At 50.7% G+C, this 24951-nt stretch carries 21 protein-coding genes and 1 pseudogene; 10 read left to right on the plus strand and 12 right to left on the minus strand.

Annotated elements, in window-relative coordinates; all coding sequences use genetic code 11:
- Window positions 1-110: 110 nt before the first annotated feature.
- Window positions 111-476: a protein YacL gene (gene yacL / locus GC128_RS14885; RefSeq protein ID WP_151994975.1), complete on the plus strand. Its 366-nt coding sequence runs from the start codon at window positions 111-113 to the stop codon at window positions 474-476.
- A gap of 85 nt (window positions 477-561) precedes the next feature.
- Here yacL and GC128_RS14890 read toward each other — a convergent pair whose 3' ends face one another.
- Complete coding sequence (locus tag GC128_RS14890; protein ID WP_134187024.1) at window positions 562-909, minus strand: YacC family pilotin-like protein; 348 nt, start codon at window positions 907-909, stop codon at window positions 562-564.
- Window positions 910-1053: 144 nt separating this feature from the next.
- On the opposite strand from GC128_RS14890, the gene cueO reads away from it, so the two are divergent.
- Window positions 1054-2631 (plus strand): multicopper oxidase CueO, encoded by a 1578-nt coding sequence (gene cueO, locus GC128_RS14895; protein WP_151994976.1) that lies wholly within the window; start codon window positions 1054-1056, stop codon window positions 2629-2631.
- A gap of 76 nt (window positions 2632-2707) precedes the next feature.
- On the opposite strand, the gene GC128_RS14900 is transcribed toward cueO, so the two are convergent.
- Window positions 2708-5122, minus strand: coding sequence for a glucose/quinate/shikimate family membrane-bound PQQ-dependent dehydrogenase (locus GC128_RS14900; protein ID WP_407643508.1), 2415 nt, complete (start codon window positions 5120-5122; stop codon window positions 2708-2710).
- Between the two features lie 160 nt (window positions 5123-5282).
- On the opposite strand from GC128_RS14900, the gene hpt reads away from it, so the two are divergent.
- Window positions 5283-5819: a hypoxanthine phosphoribosyltransferase gene (gene hpt, locus GC128_RS14905; protein ID WP_064516264.1), complete on the plus strand. Its 537-nt coding sequence runs from the start codon at window positions 5283-5285 to the stop codon at window positions 5817-5819.
- Window positions 5820-5874: 55 nt separating this feature from the next.
- Here the strand turns inward: hpt and can are convergent, their stop codons facing one another.
- Window positions 5875-6555 (minus strand): carbonate dehydratase, encoded by a 681-nt coding sequence (can, locus tag GC128_RS14910; RefSeq protein ID WP_064516266.1) that lies wholly within the window; start codon window positions 6553-6555, stop codon window positions 5875-5877.
- A gap of 120 nt (window positions 6556-6675) precedes the next feature.
- Between can and GC128_RS14915 the strand changes: the two genes are divergently transcribed.
- The 4 genes from GC128_RS14915 (at window position 6676) to GC128_RS14930 (ending at window position 10254) form a co-directional block, all read left to right on the plus strand.
- A complete protein-coding gene (locus tag GC128_RS14915) occupies window positions 6676-7602 on the plus strand; it encodes an ABC transporter ATP-binding protein (protein ID WP_064516268.1) in 927 nt (308 codons plus the stop codon).
- Window positions 7599-8369: an ABC transporter permease gene (locus tag GC128_RS14920; RefSeq protein ID WP_034460895.1), complete on the plus strand. Its 771-nt coding sequence runs from the start codon at window positions 7599-7601 to the stop codon at window positions 8367-8369. Before GC128_RS14915 ends, GC128_RS14920 begins: the two co-directional genes overlap by 4 nt.
- Window positions 8370-8487: 118 nt before the next feature.
- Window positions 8488-8919, plus strand: a complete 432-nt coding sequence (locus GC128_RS14925) for a PTS sugar transporter subunit IIA (protein ID WP_151994977.1) — start codon at window positions 8488-8490, stop codon at window positions 8917-8919.
- A gap of 84 nt (window positions 8920-9003) precedes the next feature.
- Window positions 9004-10254, plus strand: a complete 1251-nt coding sequence (locus tag GC128_RS14930; RefSeq protein WP_151994978.1) for a polysaccharide deacetylase family protein — start codon at window positions 9004-9006, stop codon at window positions 10252-10254.
- A 54-nt stretch (window positions 10255-10308) separates the two neighbouring features.
- On the opposite strand, the gene panD is transcribed toward GC128_RS14930, so the two are convergent.
- From panD to thpR, 9 genes and pseudogenes are all read right to left on the minus strand, one after another.
- Window positions 10309-10689 carry an aspartate 1-decarboxylase gene (gene panD / locus GC128_RS14935; RefSeq protein ID WP_034460890.1) on the minus strand — a complete coding sequence of 127 codons (381 nt, stop codon included), beginning with the start codon at window positions 10687-10689 and terminating at the stop codon, window positions 10309-10311.
- Between the two features lie 93 nt (window positions 10690-10782).
- On the minus strand, window positions 10783-11637 hold the full coding sequence (gene panC, locus GC128_RS14940; protein ID WP_034460889.1) for a pantoate--beta-alanine ligase: 855 nt from the start codon (window positions 11635-11637) through the stop codon (window positions 10783-10785).
- Window positions 11638-11650: 13 nt separating this feature from the next.
- Window positions 11651-12445, minus strand: a complete 795-nt coding sequence (panB, locus tag GC128_RS14945; RefSeq protein ID WP_151994979.1) for a 3-methyl-2-oxobutanoate hydroxymethyltransferase — start codon at window positions 12443-12445, stop codon at window positions 11651-11653.
- 66 nt (window positions 12446-12511) lie between these two features.
- Complete coding sequence (folK, locus tag GC128_RS14950; protein ID WP_151994980.1) at window positions 12512-12991, minus strand: 2-amino-4-hydroxy-6-hydroxymethyldihydropteridine diphosphokinase; 480 nt, start codon at window positions 12989-12991, stop codon at window positions 12512-12514.
- Complete coding sequence (pcnB, locus tag GC128_RS14955) at window positions 12988-14385, minus strand: polynucleotide adenylyltransferase PcnB (protein ID WP_226812135.1); 1398 nt, start codon at window positions 14383-14385, stop codon at window positions 12988-12990. Before pcnB ends, folK begins: the two co-directional genes overlap by 4 nt.
- 56 nt (window positions 14386-14441) lie before the next feature.
- Window positions 14442-15337 (minus strand): annotated as a pseudogene (gluQRS, locus tag GC128_RS14960) (tRNA glutamyl-Q(34) synthetase GluQRS).
- Window positions 15338-15414: 77 nt separating this feature from the next.
- Entirely contained in the window at window positions 15415-15870 is a 456-nt protein-coding gene (gene dksA / locus GC128_RS14965) for an RNA polymerase-binding protein DksA (RefSeq protein WP_034460885.1), read from the minus strand.
- A gap of 188 nt (window positions 15871-16058) precedes the next feature.
- Window positions 16059-16763, minus strand: a complete 705-nt coding sequence (gene sfsA, locus GC128_RS14970) for a DNA/RNA nuclease SfsA (RefSeq protein WP_151994983.1) — start codon at window positions 16761-16763, stop codon at window positions 16059-16061.
- Window positions 16764-17303, minus strand: coding sequence for an RNA 2',3'-cyclic phosphodiesterase (thpR, locus tag GC128_RS14975; RefSeq protein ID WP_151994984.1), 540 nt, complete (start codon window positions 17301-17303; stop codon window positions 16764-16766). It abuts the gene before it with no gap.
- A gap of 72 nt (window positions 17304-17375) precedes the next feature.
- On the opposite strand from thpR, the gene hrpB reads away from it, so the two are divergent.
- The 3 genes from hrpB (at window position 17376) to fhuA (ending at window position 24911) form a co-directional block, all read left to right on the plus strand.
- On the plus strand, window positions 17376-19808 hold the full coding sequence (gene hrpB, locus GC128_RS14980) for an ATP-dependent helicase HrpB (protein WP_151994985.1): 2433 nt from the start codon (window positions 17376-17378) through the stop codon (window positions 19806-19808).
- Window positions 19809-19887: 79 nt separating this feature from the next.
- A complete protein-coding gene (mrcB, locus tag GC128_RS14985; RefSeq protein ID WP_151994986.1) occupies window positions 19888-22449 on the plus strand; it encodes a bifunctional glycosyl transferase/transpeptidase in 2562 nt (853 codons plus the stop codon).
- A 212-nt stretch (window positions 22450-22661) separates the two neighbouring features.
- Window positions 22662-24911 carry a ferrichrome porin FhuA gene (gene fhuA, locus GC128_RS14990; protein ID WP_151994987.1) on the plus strand — a complete coding sequence of 750 codons (2250 nt, stop codon included), beginning with the start codon at window positions 22662-22664 and terminating at the stop codon, window positions 24909-24911.
- The last annotated feature ends 40 nt before the right edge of the window (window positions 24912-24951 follow it).

Here is a 24951-nt window from a genome sequence, read left to right on the forward strand (position 1 = left end):
TTATTTGCCACGCTCGTGCCTGAACGCTGTTTTTCGACGACTTTGCTGCGATACTTACTCTATACGCTAAGGGGTACTGCATTTCCCCGGGCAGGGTAGAGGAAAACACCATGGAATATGAATTTTTGCGCGATGTCACCGGTTTGGTGAAAGTGCGTATGTCGATGGGTCATGAAGTCGTGGGCCATTGGTTTAACGAAGAAGTGAAAGATAATCTCGGCTTGCTGGATGAAGTAGAAGAAGCGGCAAACTCAGTCAAAGGCAGTGAACGCCAGTGGCAACGTGTCGGGCATGAATACACTGTGTTGCTCGATGGTGAAGAAGTGATGATTCGCGCTAATCAGCTGGAAATTTCAGGTGATGAAATGGAAGAAGGGATGAACTACTACGATGAAGAGAGTTTGTCATTCTGCGGCGTCGAGGATTTTATGCAGGTTGTGAACGCATACCGAGAGTTTATCGCACAGAACCGATAGCTTGTTTTCAAAGCAGTGTCCCAAAAGCCTGTGTGACGACTTTTGGGACGGCATAACTTTCCGCAAAGGGCTGTGGAAGTTCGGGCTATTTCACGTAGGCGAGCAAGCTGAGCGAGTCCCGGGCAAGGGATTTGCATTTCTTGGCAGTCGGAATGGCAATACCGCTTAAATCACGATAGCTATCTTCGCCAAGCGCCTTCATGTTGAAGGTGTCGTAGTTGCTCAAATCCCACTGGTTTTGCTGGGCAAAAAAGACCAATGCGCGGCGAATTTGTCCGTTAGGCAGGTTTTGGTAGCCACAATCATTTTTCAGGAACACAAATACCGCAGTAAGATCGGCCATATCTTCTGCTTCAGACTCGCTAAGTGCCTGACTGCTGGTGGAAAAAGCCAGCAACAAACCCAGCATTAACGCCCTAACTCCCATCTTCATCACATCTACCACTTTTTATCAGATACGAAACGGTAACACAGTTAAATGAGACACGACGAGAATTATTATCTGCTCTAAACTTGACCTTCCTGTAAGGGCAGGGTTTATGCTTAATGGCACGCCTGCAACCTAAAGGAATTGAATATGCATCGCCGTGATTTTTTAAAATATTCTGCTGCCATTGGTGCGTTTAGCGCCTTACCGCTCTGGAGTAAAGCGGCACTGGCCGCTGATAGACCCGCACTACCGATCCCCGGAATTCTCGCCCCTGATGCAAAGAATAGCATTCGTTTAGCTGTGCAAGCGGGCAAAAGCACATTCAATGGAAAAACTGCAACGACCTGGGGCTATAACGGCAACTTGCTAGGACCTGCTTTGCAACTGACTCAGGGCGAAGAGGTCACCGTTGAGATTAATAATAACCTCGCAGAAGAAACCACGGTTCACTGGCATGGTTTAGAAGTTCCCGGTGATGTTGACGGTGGGCCACAAGGCGTAATTGCCGCAGGTGGTAAACGCTCCGTGAAATTTACTCCGCAACAACGCGCTGCAACGTGTTGGTTCCACCCACATCAGCATGGCAAAACAGGCCATCAGGTTGCGATGGGACTCGCAGGGTTGGTATTAATCGATGATAAAGAAAGTCGCGCGCTACGCTTACCAAAACAGTGGGGTATCGATGATGTCCCGCTGATTATCCAGGACAAACGCTTTGCTGCCGATGGGCAAATTGATTATCAGCTAGACGTGATGAGTGCTGCAGTAGGTTGGTTTGGTGACACTCTGCTGTGCAATGGCGCGGTTTATCCTCAACATGCCAACCCGCGTGGTTGGCTGCGTTTACGTTTACTCAATGGCTGTAACGCGCGTTCGCTCAATATTGCAGCTAGCGATAACCGCCCGCTATACGTGATTGGCAGTGATGGTGGCTTACTCGCGGAGCCAGTGAAAGTCACTGAAATCCCAATGCTGATGGGCGAGCGTTTCGAAGTGCTGGTGGATACGAGCGACGGTAAAGCGTTTGATATCGTCACGCTGCCAGTCAAACAAATGGGTATGACGGTTGAGCCTTTCGACAAACCCCAGCCCGTTGTGCACATTCAGCCACTGATTATTGCGGCGTCCGGCGAAATGCCAGACAAATTGGTTACCGTCCCGGCTCTGCCAAATATTGAAGGGATCACCGAGCGCTGGCTGCAACTGATGATGGACCCGATGCTAGATATGATGGGGATGCAGGCGCTGATGGATAAATATGGTCAGCAGGCAATGGCGGGTATGAACATGGCCGGGCATGGCAACATGGGTAATATGGGCCAGATGGATCATGGGAAGATGAACCATGGCGGAATGAACCACGGCAAGCAGGGCTTCGATTTCCATAATGCCAACAAGATTAACGGCAAAGCATTTGATATGAACACGCCAGCCTTTGCGGCTGAAAAAGGCAAATACGAGAAATGGACGATTTCCGGTGAGGGCGACATGATGCTTCACCCATTCCATATTCACGGTACGCAGTTCCGTATTTTGAGCGAAAACGGTAAGCCGGTTGAAAAACATCGGCAAGGCTGGAAAGACACTGTTCGCGTGGAAGGTGGGCGCAGTGAAGTGTTGGTGAAGTTCGATCATGCGGCTTCTAAAGAGCAGGCGTATATGGCGCACTGCCATCTTCTGGAGCATGAAGATACCGGCATGATGCTTGGCTTTACGGTGGCGTAAAAAAGGCGGATGAACAGAAGTCTGTTCATCCGCCAGTTTCGTAGGTCGGATAAGCGCAGCGCTATCCGACTGTTTTTTACTTAGTGTCGTCCGGTAACGCGTACGCGACGATATAGTCACCCATCTTAGTTCCGAAGGAGCCGTGGCCTCCCGCAGAAATCACGACGTACTGTTTACCATTCGCTTCATAGGTCATCGGTGTTGCCTGGCCACCGGCTGGCAAACGCGCTTCCCACAATTTCTCACCATTGCTCATGTTATAAGCACGCAGGTAGTTATCTGCGGTTGCGCCAATAAATAGAACATTACCTGCGGTAGAAATTGGGCCACCCAGCATTGGCATCCCCATTTTAAACGGCAGAGGAAGCGGTGAGCTGTCGCGCACGGTACCAATACGTTTTTTCCATACCACTTCGTTAGTTTTCAAATCGACCGCAGAGATGTAGCCCCATGCAGGCTGCTTACACGGTAGGCCAAACGGAGAGAGGAACGGATTAAGCGTTACGCCATACGGCACGCCGTACTGTGGCTGAATGCCAGTTTCTGTGCCAGACCCTTTAGCGTCTTTCGGCGGCTCCATCGGGTTGCCTGGGCCACGTGGCATCAGTTTAGATACAAACGGCAGTGCCATTGGGTTGGCAATTGCTACCTGACGGTTAGGATCAACGGAAATCCCACCCCACTCGAACATCCCCAGGTTACCTGGGAACACCAGCGTGCCTTGCTCAGACGGTGGTGTGAAAATGCCTTCATAACGCAGTTTATGGAAGATGATGCGACAAACCATCTGGTCATACAGCGTCGCGCCCCACATATCCGCGCCGCTCAGGTCTTTCTTCGGACGGAAACTCAAATCCGAGAACGGCTGAGTTGGCGTCACGTAGTCGCCTTTTGCGGCACCTTGCGGCACAGGTTTTTCCGGAGCCGGAACTACCAGTTTGCCGTCACGACGGTCGAGCACAAAGATGTTGCCGGTTTTCGCAGGCGCGTAGATAACCGGAACGGTTTCGCCTTTAACCGTAATATCCGCAAGCGTCGGCTGCGATGGCATATCCATATCCCACAGGTCGTGATGAACTGTTTGATATGACCAGGCCAGTTTCCCGGTGGTCGCGTTCAGTGCCACGATGCTGCTGGCATAACGCTCCTGCTCCGGCGTGCGGTTACCGCCCCAAATATCGGGTGTGGTAACACCCATCGGCAGGTACACCAAATCTAACTTCGCGTCATAGGCCGCTGGTGCCCAGGAGTTTGGCGAGTTAATGGTGTAATGATGCTCATCACCAGGAATGGTGTTGGGATCTTTAGCACCAGGATCGAATGCCCACAGCAATTTACCGCTGTTCACATCAAAGCCACGGATCACACCAGACGGCTCGCGAGTGGAGTAGTTATCAGTGACCGCACCGGCAATCACGATAACTTTATCGGTGATAATCGGAGGTGAAGTCGGTTCGTACATGCCAGGCGTGGTGACCGGCATGTTGGTTTGCAGATTCAGGATGCCTTTGTTAGCAAAGCTTTCGCAAAGCTTGCCGTTATCGGCATTAATGGCAAACAGACGCCCGTCATTCACAGGAAGAATGATACGACGCGGACAGTCTGAAACGACATCAGGAGTTGCGTTATCCGCTGTGGCTTCATGGTAAGAAACACCACGGCAAGTCACATGCTGGAACGAAGGATTCGTATCCAGACGAGGGTCAAATTTCCACTTCTGTTTACCGGTAGTCGCATCCAGCGCAAACAGCTGTTGGTGTGCGGTACACAAGTAAAGCGTGTCACGGATTTTAATCGGAGTGACTTCGTTGGTGATTTCACCCGGATCGCTTGGGCGTTTCACATCGCCAGTCTGGAAACGCCACGCTTCTTTAAGCTGGCCGACGTTTTTATCGTTGATCTGCTTTAAAGGAGAGTAGCGTTGGCCTTCCTGATTACGGCCATATGCTGGCCAGTCGGCATCAGGAATGGTTGATGAAGTGGCCGTTGGCGTTGTTGCATCCGCACTCAGCGTGCCATTGATTTCTTGCGGATCGTTAAATACCGCCCAGACCAGGGCCACAACGGTAATTGCCAGCACCGCACCAAGGGCCGGAGCCGCACCTGCAGTGGGTAAAATCAGATGACGATAAACAAATGGCAGTAGCAGCCATACGCCGAAGAAGAACAGAACGTCTAAACGTGGTGTTAATGCCCAGAAATCAAAACCAACTTCCCAGACAGACCACGCTGCGGTGCAAAGCAGTAGTGCAGCATAGAGCCACAGGGCCAGAGCTTTGCGTTGCCAAAGTAACCATGCGGTGATTAACATCACCACCCCTGCAATTGGGTAGTACCAGGACCCACCAATTGCCACTAACCATATCCCGCCAATTAATAAATACAGCCCAGTCAGTACCGCAAACAGGACTGTTAAGGTTGCGATTACCCGCGAACCTGAGTTATTTGTTTTCACAATTATCACGCTCTTAAAAGTTTGATAGCAATTCATTATAGTTATTAACAAGTGTGAGATTCATCACATAAATGGCTTTTTTACCAATTGGGCACGGGAATGGGTTTTGCTGTTATACTGCTGGCCTGAATATTTTGTGTTGGTTAAAATCTAACCAGCATCGAATGATTTATTTTTAAATCATATGGTTATAACTATGAAACATACTGTTGAAGTGATGATCCCCGAAGCGGAGATCAAAGCCCGTATCGCTGAATTGGGTCGTGAGATCACTGAACATTATCGTGATAGCGGTAGTGATATGGTGCTGGTTGGCTTGCTGCGTGGCTCATTTATGTTCATGGCGGACCTGTGCCGTGAAGTGCAAGTGCCCCACGAAGTCGATTTTATGACCGCATCCAGTTATGGCAGCGGCATGTCGACCACCCGCGATGTGAAAATCCTGAAAGATCTCGATGAGGATATCCGCGGCAAAGACGTGCTGATCGTCGAAGATATTATCGACTCTGGTAATACACTGAGCAAAGTCCGTGAGATTCTTAGCCTGCGTGAACCAAAATCACTAGCCATTTGTACGCTGCTGGATAAACCAGAGCGCCGCGAAGTGGAAGTGAATGTTGAGTGGGTTGGTTTCGCTATTCCTGATGAGTTCGTAGTGGGTTACGGCATTGATTACGCTCAGCGTTATCGCCATTTGCCATACGTTGGTAAAGTGGTTCTGCTGGACGAGTAAGTCTTTTGCTACATCCATTAAAAAAGGGCCTTTAAGGCCCTTTTTGCTATCAGCATTACTGCGAAGGTGTTCTATTCTTGTGGCTGCGATGGGAATTCTGGAGGTTCGAAATCCCGCTGCGGTAACCTTGCTCCAGTGATTCGCGACTGGTGGCGGTGACTTCCAGGTCACGCAAGCGTCCATCGTGAATACCGTAAGCCCAACCGTGGACAGTGACTTTCTGCCCGCGTTTCCATGCGGATTGCATAATGGTTGAATGGCCAAGGTTATAAACCTGCTCCATCACATTGAGCTCGCAAAGTGTATCCAGACGCTGTTCCGGTGGGAGTTCTCCCAGTAGCGAACTATGCTTGAACCAGATATCGCGGATATGCAGCAGCCAGTTGTTAATTAGCCCTAAATCCGGGTTTTCAACCGCCGCTTGTACACCACCGCACCCGTAGTGACCGCAAATGATTATGTGTTCAACTTCCAGAACATCTACCGCGTACTGCACTACAGAAAGGCAATTTAAATCCGTATGAATGACCAGGTTTGCCACATTACGGTGAACAAATAACTCTCCAGGCTCAAGGCCAGTCAGACGTTCAGCTGGTACGCGACTATCAGAACAGCCAATCCACAAGAAGCGAGGTTTTTGGGCCTGAGACAAACGTTCGAAAAAGCCCGGGTCTTCGTCCTCCATCAGTTTTGACCAGACCTGGTTATTGCTGATGAGGGTATCAATGTCTTTCATGGAGGTTAACAACCTGTAACGGATGAAGTGCGTTGAGGTAATATAGGGCAACTGATTGTGCAACTGAAATAATTTTTAAACAGCTTAACTTTTTTGTACCGAACAAGGTAACCGCAAATAATGACCATTGCATTAGAACTGGAACAGTTAACGAAAACCTATCCCGGCGGTGTTCAGGCACTGCGTGGCATAGATCTTCGTGTTGAGGCAGGGGACTTTTACGCTCTGCTGGGGCCGAATGGCGCAGGGAAATCCACTACCATCGGTATTATCAGCTCGCTGGTAAATAAAACCTCTGGTCGGGTACGCGTGTTTGGTTATGACCTGCAAAAAGACATTGTTAATGCTAAACGCCAGCTTGGTTTGGTGCCGCAGGAGTTTAACTTCAACCCATTTGAGACCGTACAGCAAATCGTTGTGCACCAGGCGGGATACTATGGCGTTGAAAAAAACGAAGCCATCGCGCGTAGCGAAAAGTACCTGAAACAGCTCGATCTGTGGGAAAAACGCAACGAACGTGCACGTATGTTATCAGGTGGTATGAAACGCCGCCTGATGATTGCTCGTGCCTTAATGCATGAGCCAAAGTTGCTGATTCTTGATGAACCAACAGCGGGTGTCGACATAGAACTGCGTCGCTCGATGTGGGGATTCCTGAAGGATCTGAACGATAAAGGCACCACTATTATTCTGACCACTCACTACCTTGAAGAAGCAGAAATGCTGTGCCGCAATATCGGCATTATTCAAAACGGTGAGCTAGTCGAAAACACCTCGATGAAATCACTACTTTCAAAACTGAAGTCAGAGACTTTTATTCTCGATTTAGCACCGAAAAGCCCATTACCAAAGCTTGATGGCTACCAATATCGGCTGGTGGATACTTCCACTCTGGAAGTAGAAGTGCTGCGTGAGCAAGGAATAAATAGTGTCTTCAGTCAGTTAAGCTCGCAAGGGGTTCAGGTATTAAGTATGCGTAACAAAGCTAACCGTCTTGAGGAGTTGTTCGTCACGCTGGTAAATGGCTCGAAAGGAGAGCAGGCATGATGCATCTCTATTGGGTGGCGCTAAAAAGTATCTGGACCAAAGAAATCCACCGTTTCACGCGTATCTGGATCCAGACCCTGGTGCCGCCGGTCATCACCATGACCCTGTATTTTATTATTTTCGGTAATTTGATTGGCTCACAGATTGGCTCAATGCATGGTTTTACCTACATGCAGTTTATCGTGCCGGGCCTTATCATGATGGCGGTGATTACTAACTCTTACGCTAACGTGGCATCCTCGTTCTTCAGCGCGAAGTTCCAGCGCAACATTGAAGAGCTGCTGGTGGCACCGGTGCCGACACACATTATCATTGCCGGTTATGTTGGCGGCGGCGTGGCGCGCGGTCTGTGTGTTGGGATTCTGGTGACGGCCGTATCGCTGTTCTTCGTGCCTTTCCAGGTTCACTCATGGCTTTTTGTCGCCCTAACGCTGCTGTTGACTGCAATCCTGTTCTCGCTTGCTGGTTTGCTCAATGCCGTGTTTGCCAAGACCTTTGACGACATCAGCCTGATCCCAACCTTCGTGCTGACTCCGCTGACCTATTTAGGCGGTGTGTTCTACTCCCTGACGCTGTTGCCACCGTTCTGGCAGGCCTTATCCCACCTGAACCCAGTGGTGTATATGATCAGTGGTTTCCGTTACGGTTTCCTCGGTATCAACGACGTACCATTGCTGTTTACTGTCACAGTATTGGTGGGCTTTATCGCTGCCTTCTATATCCTGTGCTGGTATCTGATTCAACGTGGCCGCGGTCTGCGCAGCTAATTCTGCTAACCTCCTCGAAAGGGGAGGTTACTGAGAGTTTTCTTACTCCGTTTTGATTAGCATCACGTGGCAGATTTCTCGCTCTGGCACACTTGCGCTCTGCGAAAAGGAGAACGCCATGTTAGGTTGGGTTATTGCCGGTCATGACTATTACGCTCAGGATATGCTGGATGCAATCGAGCGACGTTTTGGGCCGCAACCGCAATGTTATGCGGTGAATTATTGGAATGGGCTTAGCACCAATATGCTGAGCCGTATGATGTGTGATGCATTGTACAATTGCGATTCTGGGGATGGAGTGGTCTTTCTGACCGATAAAACCGGGGCTGCACCTTATCGTACGGCTGCACTCATGAGCCACCAACATTCACATTGTGAAGTGATCTCTGGCGTCACGCTGCCTGTGCTATTTGCGATGCGTATGCATCGAGAAACGCTGACCAGCGAAGAGTTCCGTGACCGCATTGTTGAGCAGGGCGGCGATGACATCACCAGTCTCTGGCATCAACAGCAAAAAAATCCACCATTTGTGTTACTCCACCAATATTGATTTGAAAGGTTGGTATTGGGTGGGCTTTTGTTAGAATGACACCCTCTTTCCGTCGTTGAGACACTCAGTGCTATCAAATTCGTTATGCTAACTCGCCTTATTTTTGCTGTGCTGATGCTGATTTGTGGCAGTAGCGCTAATGCCAGTCTGCTCAGCAGCAATCACACTCCCGCGCAATATATGCAAACCACTGAAGATGCTGATATCTGGGCGCAGGTGGGGGATAAAGTCATCTCTGTTGGCACTGTTCAGGAAGGGCAGATTCTGGCGGTCGTGCCAATGGCGGCAGACTATTACGAATTTAACTTTGGTTTTGGCACCGGCTTTATTGATAAAGCGCATCTTGAACCGGTTGTTGGTAAGCAACGAATTGAAGACCGACTTGGTGACCTGAATAAACCGCTGAGCAACCAGAATCTGGTCACTTTCCGTGATGTTACCGTGTATAACGAACCGGATCTCCGCAGCGCCACGTTTGGTACATTGGCCGATAATTTACGCTACCCAATTATTGCTAGTCTGAAAGACCGTTTAAACCAAACCTGGTATCAAATTCGTATTGGCAATCGTCTTGGGTATGTCAGCAGTCTCGATGCGCAGCAGGACAATGGTATTCCGGTACTCACCTACCACCATATTTTGCGTGATGAAGAGAACACTCGCTTTCGCCATACATCAACAACTACCTCGGTGGTAGCATTCAGCAACCAAATGACCTGGTTGCGTGATTCGGGTTACACCACGCTGACGATGTACCAACTTGAAGGATACGTGCGTAACCGCATGAACCTGCCTGCGCGCGCGGTGGTGATCACTTTTGATGACGGGCTGAAATCGGTGTATCGCTACGCTTATCCGATTCTCAAAGAATACGGCTTTAAAGCCACGTCATTTATTATTTCTTCACGCATCAAGGCGCATCCGCAAACCTGGAACCCGAAAACGCTGCAATTTATGAGTATCTCGGAATTACAAGCCAGCCAGGATGTGTTTGATATCCAGTCGCATACCCATTTCTTGCATCGCGTTGACGCTAATCGTCAGCCGACACTTTTACGCCGCACCTATCGTAATATCCTGCTTGATTTTGAACACTCGCGACGCGCGCTTGCGCAGTTTAACCCGCATGTTTTATACCTTTCGTATCCGTTCGGCGGTTACAACGATAAGGCGGTAACAGCTGCTAACGATGCGGGGTTCCATATGGCAGTAACGACAGTGCGTGGGAAAGTGAAGCCGGGGGATAATCCGTTTTTGCTAAAACGGCTTTATATATTGAGAACTGACTCGTTAGAGACCATGTCGCGGCTTATCAGCAACCAGACTAAGCCTTAAGATAAAAAAAGACCTGCTTAACAAAGCAGGTCTTTTTCATTCGTTCGGAGGTTGTTATGCAACCTGTACCGGTACGGCTTTCGCGAGACGTTTCATTTCGTTATCGCCATCGAAATAGGCGACTTTCGGCTGCCAGGTGCGTGCTTGCTCATCTGGCATAGTCACGTAAGTGGCAATAATCATAATGTCGCCCACATCAGCACAATGCGCAGCGGCACCATTCACCGAAATGATTTTTGAACCGCGCTCACCCGCGATAGCGTAAGTTGAAAAACGCTTACCGTTGGTGACGTTATAAATATCAATGGCTTCATATTCCAGAATGCCTGCCGCCTCAAGGAAGTCCTGATCGATGGCGCAGGAGCCTTCATAATGCAAATCCGCCTGCGTCACTTTGACACGGTGAAGTTTGCCTTGCAGCATGGTGCGTATCATAAAATTAAACCTTTATTACGGGGTCCGAATAGAGCTGATTTTATCAGCTCTATGAATATAAGCGGGCAGTATTGCCCGATTTATGAATGCTGTCTACTGCGCCAGATCAACCTGAATATTATCAATCAAACGCGCCTGACCAAGCCATGCGGCCATTAATACCACCGCACGTTTACTCTCAACGTTCAGCTCTAACAAGGTATCGGCATCGCGGATTTGTAGGTCGTCAGAACGAAAACCTTTTTCATTCAGTTCGGTGGCGGCGATAGCCAACATTTCTTCGGTATCACGCTCACCAGACCGCAGTTTATCTGCCAGAGACTGCATCACTTTATGCAAACCTGGGGCAATTTTGCGCTGTTCTGCAGTTAGGTAACCGTTGCGTGAACTCAGTGCCAGGCCATCTTTTGCGCGAACCGTTGGCACGCCGATAATTTCGATGTCATAGCCCATATCCGCCACCATCTTGCGGATCACGGCTACTTGCTGGAAATCCTTCTCACCGAAGCAGGCGATATCAGGTTGCACCATGTTAAAGAGCTTGCTGACAATGGTAGAGACGCCACGGAAATGCCCTGGGCGACTTGCGCCTTCGAGCATGGTAGAAAGCCCTGGGACTTCAACAAAGGTCTGTGAGTCCAGACCTTGTGGATAAATATCGGCTGGGGCAGGGGCAAATACCAAATCCACTTTGCGACGATTTAGTTTCTCGCAATCTTCCTGCAAGGTGCGGGGATAGCGCGTTAAATCATCCGGACGGTCAAACTGCATCGGGTTCACAAAAATGGTGGTAACCACCACATCGGCGCGGCTTTTCGCATCGTCGACCAGTTTCATATGGCCGTCGTGCAGGTTGCCCATGGTCGGCACCAATGCGATGCGTTTACCTTCCTGGCGCCAGCGGCGGATTTGCTGACGTAACAGCGGTATCGTTTCGATAATCAACACAACCCTTCTCCTGTCAGTGGAAACTATGTTCTTCACCTGGGTAGGTGCCTGATTCAACCTCAGCTATATACTGGCGTACTGCGGCGCGCATGTCGCCGTTTCCTGTAAGGAAGTTTTTGGCAAATTTTGGAATATGACCACCGGTGATACCAAATGCATCGTGCATAACCAGAATCTGTCCATCAGTGACATTACCCGCGCCAATACCGATGACCGGAATGCTCAGCGCTTCAGTGATGCGTTTTGCCAGAGCGACCGGAACACATTCCAACACCAACAATTGTGCACCTGCCGCTTCGAGTGCCACGGCATCATCGAATAGTGTCTGTGCAGCTGCCTCATCACGTCCCTGGACTTTATAGCCACCGAAGATGTTCACGGATTGCGGCGTCAGGCCCAAATGCCCGCATACCGGAACGGCACGTTCGGTCAGCATCTTGACTGTTTCAACCAACCAGCGCCCGCCTTCGATTTTGACCATATTAGCACCAGCGCGCATAACGATGGCTGAATTGGCAAACGCCTGTTCAGGTGTGGCATATGCCATAAAAGGCAGGTCAGCAAGCAGCAGGCAGTTTGGCGCACCACGACGTACCGCGCGAGTGTGGTAGGCAATATCTTCCACGGTAACGGGTAAAGTGGAGTCGTGCCCCTGAACAGTCATCCCTAATGAATCGCCAACTAGCATCACACCAATGCCTTCATCGGCAAACAGTTTTGCAAAGCTGAAATCATAAGAGGTGATGGTTGCGAATTTGCGTTGAGCCTGTTTCCACTGGCGCAACTGAGACATGGTGATTGGTTTCATGGCAATCCCAGAGAAATAAGAATGAGAGGTGAAATCGCTACATTAGCAAACAGAACACGTCCGTGGTTACCAAAACGTAATCCCATCCTGGGAGAGAGTATCTAAAATATCAGCGGCGCGCTTGCCGTCTGGGAAGGTGCAGTCAGGTGCAATTTCCAGCAGCGGAACCAACATAAACGCGCGATTTTTCATATCATAATGCGGCACGATAAGCGTTGGTGTTACGACAGTCAGATTACCGAACAGCATAATGTCGAGATCAAGCGTACGTGGCCCCCAGCGTTCAGCTTTGCGCACGCGACCATGCTCCAACTCAATACGTTGAGTATGGGCCAGTAATGCCTCAGGAGACAGTTCGGTTTCCAGGGCAACAGCAGCATTGAGATAATCAGGTTGGTCTTGCGGGCCGAGCGGCGGAGTGCGGTAGTACGAAGATGTTGCAACCACCCGGCTTTGCGGAATGGTTGCAATGGCGTCTAACGCATGAGTCACTTGCTCAAGCGGAGACGCCTGGTTGCTGCCGAGTGCGATGTACGCAAGCGTCATGCACTTCCACCGCTGCGTGGTGCACGCTTGCGTGGACGACGATGGCGGCGGCGTACTGCTGGCTCATCACCTAAAACATCGAGCATATCTTTCTGTGCCGGCGGAGCTGCAACCTGGAACTCACCCCACCATTTGGTCAGGCGCAGTAATTCCTGGTTATTTTCCACTTCAGCACGCAGTGCCAGCAAATCGTAAGCTGCACGGAATTTAGGATGCTCCATCAGCTTCCATGCGCGTTTTCCCTGGCGGCGTGACAGGCGAAGCTGCAGGCCCCAGATATCACGAACCAGCGTGGTGATACGTTTTGGAATCGCCAGCGCACGGCAAGCTTCATCCAGCACTTCGTTCATCGCCAGTGCAAAAGCGTCCATATAGGCAAGGCCACTTTCCTGAGTCAGCTTTTGGGCCATCTCAAGTTGCGGATACCAGAATATGGCAGAGAACAAGAAGGCCGGATTAACACGCATATCATTCTGAATGCGGTTATCGGTATTCTTCAGCACCTGAACGATCATGCGTTCCATCGGGCTGTCACCCTGCTCGGTAAAGTAGCGGGTGATGGTCGGGAATAACGGCTGGAACAGCTGATATTCGCGCAGTAATTCGTAAGTTGGATACCCGTGGCCAGCTTGCAGAAGTTTCAGTGATTCTTCAAACAAACGAGCAGGCGGCACATCGTTAATCAAGGTCGCTAAGCGCGGAATAGGTTCGCCAGTTTCCGGGCTAATCGTCATATTCAGCTTGGCTGCAAAGCGCACTGCACGAAGCATACGTACAGGGTCTTCACGGTAGCGTGTTTCAGGATCGCCAATCAGACGGATAACGCCATTGCGTAAATCACGCAGGCCACCGACATAATCGCGAACGGAGAAATCAGCCACGCTGTAATAGAGGCTGTTGATTGTGAAATCGCGGCGTTGTGCATCTTCTTCGATAGAACCGAAGATGTTGTCACGAAGCAACATACCGTTTTGACCGGTCTGCGAAGTCTGTTTGTCAGACTTTTGCTCTTCGTGGTGACCACGGAAGGTAGCAACTTCGATGATTTCCGGCCCAAACATCACGTGCGCCAGACGGAAGCGACGACCCACCAGACGACAGTTGCGGAACAGTTTACGCACTTGATCTGGCGTAGCACTGGTCGTGACATCAAAGTCTTTCGGCTGTTTACCGAGCAAAAGGTCACGGACACCGCCGCCCACGAGGTAAGCCTCGTAGCCTGCTTTGTTCAGACGATAGAGCACCTTGAGGGCATTTTCACTGATATCTTTGCGGGACAGAGCGTGCTGGTCACGCGGAATTACCGTGATTTGCGGGAGATCTTCAATCTCCTCGACCACGACGTCATCGCGGTTAAGCACCTTGCGGCAAAAATTAGCGACTCGGGTAAAAATAGTACACCTCGGCAGTGTCAATCATAGGGACAAAAAAAACAGCGGCTAATCATAGCTCAGTGCGTGGCATTTGAGAATGGCGTATTCACGCCGAGCCTGGTTCAATAGCCTCAAGCGACCAGGTTTGCACCGCCTGACTGAGTAACTCGTTGAGCGTCAAATCTTGCCAATGGACAATTTCTGGTTGATTCAAAAATTCCAGCGCGGCATGAATAACCGGACGTGGATCGCCTTGCGGTAGGGCTGGCGCGTGATTTTGCTTAGAAAGTTTTGCCCCATTCTCATTAAGTACTAAGGGCAAATGCACGTAATCAGGCACCGTCCAACCAAATTGTTGATACAGCGAAATTTGTCTTACCGTTGGCTCAATTAAATCTGCGCCACGTACAATTTCGCTCACACCTTGATAATTATCATCCACTACCACAGCAAGATTATAGGCAAATAACCCATCCCGGCGGTGAATGATGAAATCTTCACGAGCCAGTTGTTCGTCGGCTATTAACGTCCCGTGAAGTTTATCTTCAAAACTTAATACCGGGTGATGTTGTATTAAACGCAACGCGGCATTATTAGGACCATGGTTTAACGTGCGGCAATGGCCATCGTAAAAACCGCCAATTTGCTGAATCCTGCTGCGCGTGCAAGTGCAGTAATAACTCAGCCCTTGCTGATGTAACCATGAGAGTGCTTCGCGGTAGGCTTCGTGTCGTTGGGATTGCCATAAAACTTCACCATCCCACTCCAAACCGTAATGTTCCAGTTGCCGCAATATAGTAGCAGCAGCGCCCGGTACTTCACGTGGCGGATCGATATCTTCAATACGTACCAGCCATTGGCCTTGCTTTGAGCGTGCTTGCAGGTAGCTGCCGAGTGCGGCAATTAACGAGCCGAAATGGAGTTCACCTGAAGGCGAGGGGGCAAAGCGCCCAATGTAGTGCGGTGTGTTCATGATTTGCTGCGGTAGGCCAGAAATAAATAAGGCGGGAGAGTATCCCGCCATTATGAGTAATCTGAAATTGCGAGCCGTTAACCGGCCATTTGTTTTTCGCGAATTTCTGCCAACGTTTTACAGTCAATGCACAAATCAGCTGTCGGGCGAGCTTCGAGACGGCGGATGCCGATTTCAACACCACAGGACTCGCAGAAACCGAAGTCTTCGTCTTCTACTTTCTTGAGTGTCTTCTCGATTTTCTTGATCAGTTTACGTTCCCTGTCACGGTTACGCAGTTCGAGGCTGAACTCTTCTTCCTGGGCTGCACGGTCTACCGGGTCCGGGAAGTTTGCTGCTTCGTCTTGCATATGCGTTACCGTGCGATCAACTTCATCCATAAGTTGGCTACGCCAGGCTTCAAGAATAAGCTTGAAGTGCGACAGCTGGGCTTCGTTCATATACTCTTCGCCCGCTTTCTCCTGATATGGCTCCACCCCAGCGATGGCGAGGATACTCAGGGACGATGTTTTACGCTTTTGCCCTTCTTGCATGTTGTTTCTCCTTAACACGCACTATCGGTCCCCTGTTCGGGGGAAAATCAGGCCGCTATAAATAGCAGATGCTTTTCAGGATGGCAATTATATAAATTCCTCTCTTGACAAGCCTGTGAAGAAAAGCGTATTTACGCGAACCGCCAGCACACAAAACAGACAAACGTTAACTGCTCTTTATTAAAAAATTATAAACAGACAGGCAACGGCGAAATTAGAGTAAGCCCAAGGGCTGAAAGTTCAGCCTTATAAGCGATAACTTCAACTCCACACTGTTGCACCTCGCATAATAATTGTGCGTATTTGGCATCGATGTGGCGTGCCGGGGAAACCTGGGTAATAGCAGAATGCAATACTGCAAATAGCAGCACCGCGCGTTCGCCCTGCATAACCACGTTCATCAACTCTCGCAAATGCTTCTGCCCTCGCAGGCTTACGGCATCCGGAAAATAGCCATTTCCTTGTTCTGATAACGTGACTGATTTTACTTCAATATAGCAGTTAACCTTGCAATCTGCCTGTAACATAAAATCAATGCGGCTGCGCTCTGCGCCGTATTTCACTTCACTTTTAATGGTTGTGTAACCAATTAATTCTGAAATGCTTTCCGAACCTAACGCTTCCTTCACGACCGCATTAGCGCGCAGCGTATTAACGCAAATAAACTCGCCGTTTTGCGTCTGGGTTATTTCCCAGGTATGGGGATATTTTCGGGTCGGGCTATCTGATGTGGAATACCACACTGTATCGCCAGGTGTTGCACATCCGGTCATCGCGCCGGTGTTTGGGCAATGTAGCGTCAATTCTTCACCGGAAGGCGTAACGACATCGGCAAGAAAGCGTTTATAGCGTTTGATGAGTGTGGCCGGTTGTAGTGAGGGACTAAACTCCATTTACTCTTCCTTATTGCTTAATGACCAGCGCTGTAGCTCCAGGTAACGCGTTCGCCCTTGCTTGAAAACTGACTCATACAATACGAAGTCTTCAACTTTGTATTGCCAGTGAAAATTGGGTGGAGGAATAGAAACCGCGCGCGGTGTATTGCGATAAAGCGTGATATGTGGGTGAAACGGCTGCGGGCTTTGGTAGCATCCGCTTCGAGCTGCTTGTGCACGCAACATATTTGCCAGTTGAATCAACCCCAAGGGCGCATGTCGGGGGCCAATCCACACCACGTTTGACCGCAACCACTGCCCTGCATCATCAATTTTCAGGGTAAAACCGCTCTGGCGGATTCTCCCGGCGAGCAGGCTGAGTGCTTTTTGCTTTTCAACACTGATGTCGCCTAAAAAGGCGAGAGTCAGATGCAAATTTGCAGCAGCGACCGGACGCCCGGAATCTTCAGGAAACTGTGTGGTACGCCACTGGATAATCTGTTGTTGTACCTCGGCTGGCAATTCGAGGGCAAAAAACAGACGGCGAGTTTCGGCCATAGTGGTCTCTCGTTATGAATTGGCTTGATGCTACAATAGCGAACTTCGCATCATACCCGTTTGGAGCCGTTTGTGCCGTCATTACCGGTTGCCGCAGTGCTACCCGATATTCTTAACGCCTTGCAAAATGCGTCCCAGATTTTACTGAGCGCTCCAACGGGTGCCGGTAAATCGACCTGGTTGCCGTTGCAGATTTTACGGCAGGCAAACTTAGGCGGTCGCATTCTACTGCTGGAACCACGTCGCCTGGCTGCGCGTAATGTTGCACAGCGTCTGGCTGAGTTATTGGGTGAAAAACCTGGTGAAACAGTCGGCTACCGGATGCGTGCCGAAACCTGTGTTGGGCCGAACACTCAGCTTGAAGTGGTAACCGAAGGTATTTTGACGCGCATGATTCAGCACGATCCTGAGCTTTCAGGTGTTGCGCTGGTGATCCTCGATGAATTCCATGAACGTAGCCTGCAAACCGATCTGGCGCTGGCGTTGTTACTCGACGTCCAGCAAGGGTTACGTGACGATCTTAAACTGCTGATTATGTCGGCAACGCTTGATAATGCGCGCCTTCAGCAATGTTTACCGGAAGCTCCGGTAATCAGTTCTGAAGGGCGCACATTTCCTGTTGAACGCCGCTATAGCCCGCTCTCTACTCATCAGCGTTTTGATGAAGCAGTTGCCATTGCCGTGGCGAATTTACTGCGCGATGAGTCGGGTTCTCTGTTGCTGTTTTTACCCGGAGTGGGTGAAATTCAGCGTGTTCAGCAACAGCTGCAAGAGCGCGTCACAAGTGATATTCAGCTTTGTCCGTTATACGGTGCACTGCCTTTAAGCGAACAGCGCAAAGCAATTCTCCCGGCGGCAAACGGCACTCGCAAAGTGGTGCTGGCGACTAACATTGCCGAAACAAGCCTGACGATTGAAGGCATTCGCCTGGTGGTGGATTGCGCCCAGGAGCGCGTCGCGCGTTTTGACGTTCGTACTGGGCTCACAAGGCTTATCACCCAACGAATTAGCCAGGCGTCGATGATTCAACGCGCCGGGCGAGCGGGGCGTCTGGAGCCGGGTATCTGTCTACACTTAACCAGTGCCGAGCAGGCAGAACGCGCGAGCTTGCAAAGTGAACCAGAAATCCTGCAAAGCGACCTCTCTGGCCTGCTACTCGATTTACTGCAATGGGGTTGCCAGGATCCGGGCCAACTGACCTGGCTTGATGCACCGCCTGTCGCCAATTTAGTGGCCGCACAAACCTTGTTGCGCCAGCTCAATGCTCTGGATGGACAAAATAAACTCACCCCTGTAGGCCAGAAAATGGCGAACCTGGGTAACGAACCGCGTCTGGCCGCGATGCTGGTTAACGCTAAAGATGCCGACCAACAGGCAACCGCTGCACGGCTTGTCGCGATTCTTGAGGAGCCACCACGTGGTCAGGACAGCGATTTGCGTAACGCTTTTAGCCGACGCCAGGAGAATTGGCAGCAGCGTAGTTCTCAGCTTCTTAAGCGTCTTAACAGCCATGGTGGAGATGCTGGTTTTTCTCTTGCCGCACCGTTACTGGCACAAGCTTTCCCAGACAGAATTGCCCGTCGTCGTGGACTGGATGGTCGCTACCAATTAGCCAATGGAATGGGGGCGATGCTAAACCAGGATGACCCATTAACGCGTTACGAATGGCTATTGGCACCGCTTTTATTACAGGGAAGCCATACGCCTGATGCACGTATCTTGCAGGCCATTCCATTGGATATTGATGTGCTAGCGGCGCAGTGCCCTGAGTTACTCACACAAAGCGATTCTGTGGAGTGGGATGAAACTCAAGGTACTTTAAAGGCTTTTCGCCGCACCCAGATTGGCAAACTTGTAGTGAAAGTTCAGCCACTGGCGAAACCTTCCGAAGACGAACTGCATCAAGCGATGCTTAATGGTATTCGTGAGAAAGGCCTGTCAGTGCTTAACTGGTCGGCACATGCGCAACAGTTAAGAACACGACTGGTCTGTGCTGCAAAATGGCTGCCAGAACTTAAATGGCCAGACGTCTCAGACGAGGCGCTGCTGCGTGATTTAGACAGCTGGTTATTACCCGAACTGCATGGTGTACACTCGCTTCGCGCGTTAAAAAATATTGATGTCACACGGGCGTTACAGAACCTGATCGACTGGAACGCACGCGTACGTCTGGATAGTGCGCTGCCAACTCATTACACTGTGCCGACTGGAAGCCAGATAGCCATTCGCTATGATGATGAAAATCCGCCAGTTCTTGCTGTGCGTATGCAAGAAATGTTTGGTGAAGCTCAAACTCCGGTGATTGCCGAAGGCCGTGTGCCACTGGTTCTGGAGTTGCTCTCCCCGGCGCAGCGCCCATTGCAGATTACGCGTGATTTAACCGCATTCTGGAACGGTGCGTATCGGGAAGTGCAAAAAGAGATGAAAGGACGTTATCCAAAACACGTCTGGCCGGACTCGCCAGCAGACGCGCTGCCTACGCGGCGTACCAAAAAGTACCAATAACTTTGAGAGATTTCCTCTTTCGACTTGAGTTGAGATGAGGAGAATCAGGCCGTGCGCCTTATTTTTGGTGGAGAAAGCAATGGCGGGGAATGACCGCGAACCGATTGGACGTAAAGGAAAACCTTCACGTCCTGTGAAAGAGAAAGTAAGCCGTCGTCGTGTCCGTGAAGACGAATATGACGCGGATTACGATGATGATTATGAAGACGAGGAACCTATGCCGCCACGTAGAGGAAAAGGCAGTGGCAATGGCAATGGCCGCCCGCCACGTAAAAAACGCCGTTGGTTCTGGTTCCTGGTAAAACTGTTTGTTGTCTTTGCTGTGCTGTTCGTGATTTACGGTGTTTACCTGGATCAGAAGATCCGTACCCGTATTGATGGGAAAGTCTGGCAGCTCCCGGCGGCAGTCTATGGCCGTATGGTGAACCTTGAACCAGACATGCCGTACAGCAAAAAAGAGATGGTTAACCTGCTGGAAGCGACCCAATACCGTCAGGTGACGAAGATGACGCGTCCTGGTGAGTTTACGGTACAGGGCAACAGCATTGAGATGATCCGCCGTCCGTTTGATTTCCCTGACAGTAAAGAAGGGCAGATCCGCGCACGTCTGAATTTTGATGGTGACCATCTGGAATCCATCCAGAACATGGATAACAACCGCAGCTTCGGTTTCTTCCGTCTGGACCCACGCTTGATCACCATGTTGTCTTCACCGAACGGTGAACAGCGCCTGTTTGTGCCACGCACCGGTTTCCCGGAGCTGTTGGTCGACACGTTGATCGCAACAGAAGACCGCCATTTCTATGAGCACGATGGGATTAGCTTTTTCTCAATTGGCCGTGCGGTGCTGGCGAACCTGACAGCTGGCCGTACCGTGCAGGGCGCAAGTACGCTGACGCAGCAGTTGGTCAAAAACTTGTTCTTATCGAGCGAGCGTTCTTACTGGCGTAAAGCGAACGAAGCGTACATGGCGCTGATCATGGATGCGCGTTACGGCAAAGATCGCATCCTTGAGCTGTACCTGAACGAGGTGTACCTCGGCCAGAGCGGTGACAATGAAATTCGCGGTTTCCCACTGGCGAGCCTGTATTACTTTGGCCGCCCGGTAGAAGAACTGAGCCTCGATCAGCAAGCATTGCTGGTGGGCATGGTAAAAGGCGCGTCGATTTATAACCCATGGCGTAACCCGAAACTGGCGCTGGAACGTCGTAACCTTGTATTGCGCTTGCTGCAAGAGCAGAAGGTGATTGACCAGGAACTTTACGACATGCTGAGCGCGCGCCCTCTGGGTGTGCAACCGCGTGGTGGTGTGATTTCACCGCAGCCTGCTTTTATGCAGATGGTTCGTAATGAGCTCCAGACCAAACTTGGCGACAAAGTTAAAGACCTGTCAGGTGTGAAGATCTTCACCACTTTCGACTCCGTTTCTCAGGATGCGGCAGAAAAAGCGGTGAGTGAAGGGGTTCCGGTTCTGCGTAACTCGCGCAAACTGAAAGATCTGGAAGCGGCAATGGTCATTGTTGACCGTTCAACCGGTGAAGTTCGTGCGATGGTCGGCGGAGCGGAAACGCAGTTTGCGGGCTTTAACCGCGCGATGCAGGCACGCCGTTCTATCGGTTCTCTGGCAAAACCAGCGACCTATCTGACGGCATTAAGCCAGCCGGACGCTTACCGTCTGAATACCTGGATTGCCGATGCGCCAATCGCGCTGAAGCAACCGAACGGGCAAGTGTGGTCGCCGCAAAACGATGACCGTCGTTACAGTGAGAGCGGCAAGGTCATGCTAGTGGATGCGCTGACGCGTTCCATGAACGTGCCAACTGTTAACTTAGGGATGGCGCTGGGCCTGCCTGCGGTCACCGACACTTGGGTCAAGCTTGGCGTGCCGCAGAACCAGTTACATCCGGTTCCTGCGATGTTGCTGGGGGCGCTGAACCTGACGCCAATTGAAGTGGCTCAGGCATTCCAGACCATCGCCAGCGGCGGCAACCGGGCAACGCTTTCAGCCTTGCGTTCGGTGATTGCTGAAGACGGCACCGTGCTGTACCAAAGCTTCCCACAGGCGGAGCAGGCTGTTCCACCACAGGCCGCATACATGACGCTGTTTACTATGCAGCAGGTTATGGCTCGCGGTACTGGCCGTGCGTTAGGTGGCAAATATCCGAACCTGCACTTAGCAGGAAAAACGGGTACCACCAACGATAACGTGGATACCTGGTTTGCGGGCATTGATGGCAAAGAAGTCGCCATTACATGGGTAGGGCGTGACAACAACCAGCCGACCAAGTTGTATGGTGCGAGCGGGGCGATGTCGCTTTATCAACGTTATCTGGCTAACCAGACGCCAATTCCGCTGGTACTTAATCCACCGGAAGACATCGTTGATATGGGCGTTGATAGCGCAGGCTACTTCCAGTGCGGCGGTGGCGGGGATCGTGTGTTGCCAGTGTGGACCACTAATCCGGACGGGTTGTGCCAGCAAAGCCAGCAGGCTGAGCAGAACAACAATCCGTTTAGTCAGTCACAGTCGCCACAGACTCAGCAGCCGCAACAACAACAGCAGCAGCAACAACAACCGCAGCAGCAAGAGAGTAGTGACGGTGTTGCAGGTTGGATAAAAGACATGTTCGGCAGTAAATAAATCTCACGGTTTTCCCATAAAGCCTCCGTATACCACGGGGGCTTTTCTTTTTTATCAATCCCATGCAATTACTCTGGTTAATTATTATTCCCTCGCGCTTACCAGGGGCGTTTCCTGCTTGCTATGCACTTTCCGTTTCGTCTATTATTCTGCAGCTAATAATAATTATCGTTTACGTTATCATTCGTCACTACTTCATCAGAGAAAAACCAATGGCGCGTTTAAGAACTGGACAACCAGTCAACACCTCAATCCGAAAACTTGCATTCTTTGTTGCGGCCGCCGTCAGTGGCGTGAGTGCATCAAGCTTTGCAGCAGACAACACAACTACTAAAGAAGACACCATCACTGTTTCTGCCTCAGCCCCGCAAGAGAGTGCCTGGGGACCTGCGGCCACCATCGCGGCGCGTCAGTCTGCGACCGGGACCAAAACCGATACGCCTATTGAAAAGGTACCTCAGTCTATTTCTGTGGTGACCGCTGAAGAGATGGCGTTACATCAACCAAGATCGGTGAAAGAAGCATTGAGCTATACCCCAGGTGTTGCTGTGGGAACTCGTGGCGCTTCAAATACTTATGACTATTTGGTGATTCGCGGATTTGCGGCCGATGGTCAGAGTCAGAATAACTACCTCGACGGTATGAAGATGCAGGGCAACTTCTATAACGACGCGGTGGTAGATCCTTATATGCTGGAGCGCGCTGAAATCATGCGTGGTCCGGTTTCCGTTCTGTACGGAAAAAGCAGCCCGGGTGGTTTGCTGAACATGGTAAGTAAGCGTCCGACCACGGAACCGCTGAAAGAGATCCAGTTCAAAATGGGCACCGATAACCTGTTCCAGACCGGCTTTGACTTCAGCGATGCAATAGATGACGACGGCGTGTACTCGTACCGCTTAACGGGTCTGGCTCGTTCGAACAATGCTCAGCAGGAGCGTGCGGAAGAGCAGCGTTATACAATCGCGCCGTCTTTCTCATGGCGTCCGGATGACAAAACTAACTTTACCTTCCTCTCTTACTTCCAGAATGAACCGGAAACCGGTTACTACGGCTGGCTGCCAAAAGAGGGAACGGTCGATCCGCTGCCAAACGGCGATCGTCTGCCTACTGACTTCAATGAAGGTGCGAAGAACAATACCTATTCTCGTAATGAGAAAATGGTTGGCTACAGCTTCGACCATGAATTCAACGATACCTTTACCGTGCGTCAGAACCTGCGCTTTGCTGAAAACAAAACTTCGCAAAACAGTGTCTACGGTTACGGCGTCTGTTCCGATCCAGCTAACAGCTTGAGCAAGCAATGTGCGGCGTTAGCGCCGGCGGACAAAGGCCATTATCTGGCGCGTAAATACGTGGTTGATGATGAGAAGCTGCAAAACTTCACTGTTGATACCCAGTTGCAGAGCAAATTTGCCACCGGCGAAGTGGACCACACTCTGCTGACCGGCGTTGACTTTATGCGTATGCGTAACGACATCAACTCTTGGTTTGGTTACGACGACTCCGTACCGCTGCTGGATCTCTACAATCCGGTGTATACCGATTTCGATTTCAATTCGAAAGATCCGGCGAACTCCGGTCCGTATCAGATCCTGAACCGCCAGAAGCAAACGGGCCTCTATGTTCAGGACCAGGCGCAATGGGATAAAGTGCTGGTGACTTTGGGCGGTCGTTATGACTGGGCCGACCAGGAATCCTACAACCGCGTGGCTGGTACTACTTCCAAACGTGATGACACTCAGTTTACCTGGCGTGGTGGTGTTAACTATCTGTTTGATAACGGTATAACACCGTATTTCAGCTACAGTGAATCGTTTGAACCTTCTTCACAGGCCGACGCGCAGGGTAATCTGTTCTCACCTTCTACAGGTAAGCAGTATGAAGCGGGCCTGAAATATGTGCCGAGCGATCGTCCGATTGTATTGACCGGCGCGGTGTACCAATTGACCAAAACCAACAACCTGATGGCTGACCCTGCGGGCTCATTCTTCTCGGTTGAAGGTGGTGAAATTCGTGCGCGTGGCGTTGAAGTTGAAGCGAAAGCGGCACTGTCTGCGAGCGTAAACGTGGTTGGTTCTTACACCTACACCGAGGCTGAGTACACCACGGATACCAACTACAAAGGCAACACGCCAGCACAGGTGCCAAAACATATGGCTTCACTGTGGGCTGACTACACCTTCTTTGATGGCGCACTGTCTGGTCTGACGTTAGGCACTGGTGGACGCTTCACCGGCTCCAGCTATGGCGACCCGGCGAACTCCTTCAAAGTGGGAAGTTATACCGTTGTCGATGCCCTGGTGCGCTACGATTTGGCGCGTGTAGGTATGGCGGGTTCCAACGTGGCTGTTCACGTGAATAACCTATTCGATCGTGAATATGTAGCCAGTTGCTTCAACACCTACGGCTGCTTCTGGGGCGCTGAGCGTCAGGTTGTTGCGACTGCAACATTCCGCTTCTAAGTGTATTCGGGCACGGTTCGCCGTGCCCATCAACAAAGAT

This window comes from Buttiauxella massiliensis (assembly GCF_902500225.1).
Classification (GTDB): domain Bacteria; phylum Pseudomonadota; class Gammaproteobacteria; order Enterobacterales; family Enterobacteriaceae; genus Buttiauxella; species Buttiauxella massiliensis.